Origin of the sequence: Duncaniella sp. (assembly GCF_029054785.1) — a bacterium.
Lineage (GTDB): Bacteria > Bacteroidota > Bacteroidia > Bacteroidales > Muribaculaceae > Duncaniella.
This window is the reverse complement of sequence record NZ_JAIDEN010000018.1, coordinates 1-4,875: the sequence shown is the minus strand read 5'-3', so window position 1 is coordinate 4,875 and position 4,875 is coordinate 1. Positions and strand designations below refer to the sequence as shown.

Below are 4,875 nucleotides of genomic sequence, written 5' to 3'. Positions count from 1 at the left end.
CCAGCAAGAGCGGGTTAATCTCCACGCCGAGCTTTTTATAAGCGTCGGCAAGTTCCTTGCGCTTTTCCAGAGCAAGCCAAATGAGGTGTTGGTTGAGAGAGCCGTGAGGGTCTTTGAAGTCGAGAGCGGGATTAAGGACGATGTTTTCCTTAATCATTTCTTCCTCGATTACTTTCTCACGGGGCACGTTGACCTGCTGCTCGCCATTGGTCTGCGGTGTCGCAGACACTCGGATTTCAACCTTGGGTTGAATAGTGGCGAGCACCTTTTCCGACTTTTTGGCGTTCTTGCCGCCAAACATATGTTCCTCGTCGATCACAAGTACGATAGGTATGCCGTTATCGTCTTGTGTGCGGCGAGTAATATCATAGAGCGAAGCCGAGTTTTCGGTTTCGCGCACCATCAGGTTTTTGTCCTTGTTGATGCTCTCCCAGTTCACAAAGAGAATTTCGCCCGGCTTTATGTAGCCGTCGGCGGAGTGGTCGAGTTCATCGTAGATAACAGGACGCAGGGCGCAATTCTCGGTAAAGTAGTTCTTCATCTTGAAGTAGCTCTGCTCGTGCAGTTTATTTGGAGCAATCCAAATATAAGCTACTTCGGTGCAAGGAGCATCGGGACGCTCGGCGAGTTCCTGGGTGAGCCGCATAAGCATCTCCGATGCCATCACGGTCTTGCCGGAGCCGGTGGGCGACTTGAACACGAGCGTGTGGCGGTTGCCACGCAGACCGAGCAGGTCAATGGTCTTGTTTACAAGTTCATCGACGGCTTTCTGCTGATAGCGAATTTGTTTCATTCGTCGCCTCCTTCCTCTGCTTCATTGTCGCCGAAGTCAAGGGTGGCTTGTGCTTCGGCGGCTTCGGTTTCTTTGTTTTGCAAAGCGACTGCGTCGATAGCCTCAATCTCGGTAACGAGATCATCGACGAGGAATTTGGGTTTGCGTTTGGGTAGCACTTTTTGGTAAGCTTCGTAGATAGCTTGCGGCAGGGCGCACAGCTCTATTCGGTCTTCCACTTCGGCAAATTCATCATCGTAGGCATAGCTGCCATGCGAGAAAACATATACTTTGATTTTCTCGCCGTCCGGCATAGTTTTGATAATGCCGGCGATGCACGGTATTGCCTGTTCCTCGTAGATAACGAGCATACGCTTTCCGTTATTCTCGAAATAGCGGGCATACTTTGGATTCATCTTGCGACCGCCAAACGGTGCCTCCGTGTAGAGGTCATTCTTGATGCAGAGAAGCCCGGTCGAAGCCTGAACAAGTTCGCGCATATTTTTAACCGAGCGTTCCCGCGGCAAAAATTCAGTGCGATAGTCTCGGAGATTGTTGTCGGCAAGTCCGGCAACTTTCTCTCCGTTTGGTTTCGTATAACCCTCGATAACTCTCTTGTTGCGCTCGTAGGTAACATTCTCGCAGATGTCGTTCTCGTTATTGGTGCAGAGAATACAGGTGCGCTTGCCCCCATCTTCCGCGTTAAGCGACATAACAGCGTGAAGTGTGGTGCCGGAACCAGCGAAGAAGTCGAGGATTGTATCTGACTTATCGGAAGCGAAATCAATAATTCTTGAAATAACCGTTTGCGGTTTGGGATTATCAAATCGCTTTTCACCTCCGAAAATATCAGCAAGGGCTTTTGTTGTACCTCTATTGTCTTCGTAAATCAATGTACGAAGATATTCCATAGAGGTTTCAATTCTCTTTTTAACGTGAGGTTGTGTAGTATGGTCTTTGCCCCATTCGATTTCTCCTTGCTTATCGTATGCGAGGAATGTATCTTCGGGCCATCGCCAACCATTGGCTGGTTTCGGACACGGCAAATTAGTTACCGGGTGGAAAATATCATAAGTATATCCACCAGGATGAGGGTTAGAAGAATTGCCAGAACTGCTATATACTCCTTTCTCGTCAATATTATTATAATGAGCAACTTGCGGGAGTAAATCCTTATTGGATTTTATCCATTTACGAAGTTGATTTTGTGCTTCATCAAGGCTAATCCCTTTTGAAAGCAACTCTTTACCAATGGAGATAAGGAGTTTTGCGGCTTGGCTTTGTCGTTGCCAATTTCCTTGTAATGCCTTACTACTGCAATAACAAAGCATATATTCATGCTCTATATTGATTTGCGACGGATTATTGTCAGTCGCAGTTTTTAGAATGAGCTGACCCAAAAAGTTTGCTTCGCCAAAGATTTCATCGCACAACAACTTCAAATCAGCTTGTTCATTATCATCAATAGAGAGAAAGATTACCCCTTTTGGGGATAAAAGACCGTGAGCAATAGATAATCGTTTAGCCATAAACGAAATCCATTTAGAATGTCTAAAAGAATCCTCGCGATCAATAAAAGTATCATTATATACAAAATCTTTCTTGCCTGTATTGTAAGGCGGGTCGATGTAGATAACATCTATCTTGCCCGCGTGAGTGTATGACAGCTCCGTGAGCGCGGCGAGGTTGTCGCCCTCGATTATGAGGTGGTTGGAAGCGCCGGGGTTGTCCGATATAATCGGGTGGACTTTATCATCGTTGCGCTCGACGAGAACAGGGAGGTCTTCTCGAAGACGTTCCTCGATGTCTTCGGGCTTTTCTTCCCATACAAGCCCGTACTTTTTATGTCCTCGTATGAGTTCAAGCAACGCGGTTTTTTCCTCGTTGCTCAACCCATCAAGGGCTTGTATCTTTCGAGCAAGTTCTGTCTTGTTCATGGTACCAGCGGATGTTTAAGCCCGCTTGAACAAATGCCGCCAATACCCCTATGCGACGGAGTTAATACAAAAAGGGTGGGTATCTGTACCATTGCTCCCATTCGCACATCTCGGAGGTACCAATTCCTTAACCAGTGAATGAGTGTTACAGAAACCCACGCCGATATGAATGATACCCCAAACCCACTCCATGCCGGTAAAGGCACAGAATGAGCCCGGATAGGTATAGACATACCCGTGGGCGCTTATAACATCTTCATTCTTGACTGGTTTTTAAATGCTGGTACACTTTAGATGTGCCAAGAAATGAAGCGTAGTAAACGCCTTTTATTTTATTTACCTCCCGCCTCGCTTCCTCTCTCGGAAGACGCACGGCGTGAGTCTATTTGCAAAATTAGCAAAAATTTCTTGGTCGGCAATCGGTTAATGGTTAAAAAGCTACCTAAGGATGCACGGCTCTTTCATTTAGAATCGGCCAAAGATTGCAAGAAGAGGTGTATTTTATAGCGAAAATGCCTAACTTTGCGCACAGCGATGCCGAAGCACCGCCTTCGGTGTTTCTTTATCATATTAATAAAAAATTTTAAGAGGCGGAGTGGCCGAGAAGGTTCTTCCGCCTCGATTTTCGCTACGCGAAAATACGCATTAATTCGCTGATTTGCAACTTTTTCAGCTTAATATATACTAAAAAGAAACACCATTTTTGCCCATCGGGCAGCATCATGGAGAGGCTGATTGATTTTGCCTTGTCAGTCCCCGATTTCCGTAGACCAAACAAGGGAAACATCCGCCACCGGCTCGATGACATCATCATTCTGATGATACTTGGACGAGCTTCCGGATGTGTCGGACGCGCCGATATAATAGAGTTCGGCAGGCACAACATAAATAGGTTCCGAAAAATGAGGATGTTCAGAAACGGCATACCCTCGGAGGCAACTCTTTGCCGTGTTGAGAATGGAATAAACGACCTTGCATTAGCAGACAGGATGCAGGAATATGTCGAAGTATTTCATGCCGAATTGCTCAAATCACACGGTGAAAGAGAGATAATCTGTATTGACGGCAAGTCCGAGCGCGGCACAGTCATGGAGAACGGTCGCAATCCTGATATAGTGTCGGCGTATTCATTCCCGACCGGCATCATATTGGCAACTGAAGCCTGTCAGGAAAAGAGCAACGAGATAAAGGCCGTCCCGCGGCTTGTTGACAAAATTGATGTCTCCAGAAAGATTGTCACCGCCGACGCCATGTCCATGCAGAAGGAGATAATTGACAGAATCAGAGGGAATGGCGGCGATTTCCTGATAGAACTCAAGGCCAACCAGCGTTCGCTGCGCTATGGCGTGGAAGACAGACTCAAAGACCGCTCTCCGGCTTATTCATATACCGAAGGCCCTGAACTCGGCCACGGCAGGATTGAGACCAGAACCTACCGTATCTACGACGGGATTGAGATTATCGCGGACAAGCAGAAATGGGGCGGCAACATGACGATAATAGAATATGAAGCCGATACGGTGAAAAAGTCGACAGGCGCACACACCTCTGAAAAACGTCTTTACGTGACCAGTCTGCCGACAGAAACTCCGTTCATGGGAGCTGTCATCCGAAACCACTGGTCGATAGAGAGCATGCATTGGGGGCTGGACTTCAATCTCCTGCAAGACAGAATAAAACGGAAGTCACCCAAATCCGCCCGCAACCTTGACACCATACATAGGATAGTCTACTCGGTATTTTCAATATGGAAAGGACTTCGTAAAAAGCGGTCAGACAAAAGAAAAGGCATGGCTGAACTTATGAGGCATGTTTCCATGAGTTTTACGAAACTAATGCGTTTTCTATGCCAAAAATGAAAAAATTCAGATTTTGACAAAGAGATAAATCGCTGACATACAACCAATAAAAATTACCCGATTCTCAACAAACCGGGTAAGGGGACTTATGTCCTGAAATTTACATTAAATGAAAGAGCCGTGCGGCTGACGCATCTTAATTTTTTACAACATCAAAACTTTTTAATGCATAGAGTAGGTAGCCATTGTCCCATCCGGCTTTCTTTCGATGACCTTTTACACCCATTGAAGACACTTTTGCGTTCTTGATAATATTCAGTCCGATGCGGTTGAGTATGGAGAAGTTTTGAGCGGCATTATCCTTTTG

The 4,875-nt window shown here is 46.3% G+C and carries 3 protein-coding genes; 1 reads left to right on the top strand and 2 read right to left on the bottom strand.

Features of this window, described 5'->3' with window-relative positions:
• Both K2H17_RS00570 and K2H17_RS00565 read right to left on the bottom strand, forming a co-directional pair.
• The coding region (locus K2H17_RS00570) for a DEAD/DEAH box helicase family protein (RefSeq protein WP_300130148.1) at nt 1-793 on the bottom strand (793 nt) is incomplete at its 3' end.
• Entirely contained in the window at nt 790-2,709 is a 1,920-nt protein-coding gene (locus tag K2H17_RS00565) for a site-specific DNA-methyltransferase (protein ID WP_300130146.1), read from the bottom strand. The genes K2H17_RS00570 and K2H17_RS00565, both read right to left, overlap by 4 nt.
• A 722-nt stretch (nt 2,710-3,431) precedes the next feature.
• Between K2H17_RS00565 and K2H17_RS00560 the strand changes: the two genes are divergently transcribed.
• Entirely contained in the window at nt 3,432-4,568 is a 1,137-nt protein-coding gene (locus tag K2H17_RS00560) for an ISAs1 family transposase (protein WP_300130144.1), read from the top strand.
• Nucleotides 4,569-4,875 lie beyond the last annotated feature (307 nt).

Excerpts from the sequence above, each read along its gene's own strand:
- K2H17_RS00565 (WP_300130146.1), bottom strand. The coding sequence starts at position 2,709 with ATGAACAAGACAGAACTTGCTCGAAAGATACAAGCCCTTGATGGGTTG.
- K2H17_RS00560 (WP_300130144.1), top strand. The coding sequence starts at position 3,432 with ATGGAGAGGCTGATTGATTTTGCCTTGTCAGTCCCCGATTTCCGTAGA.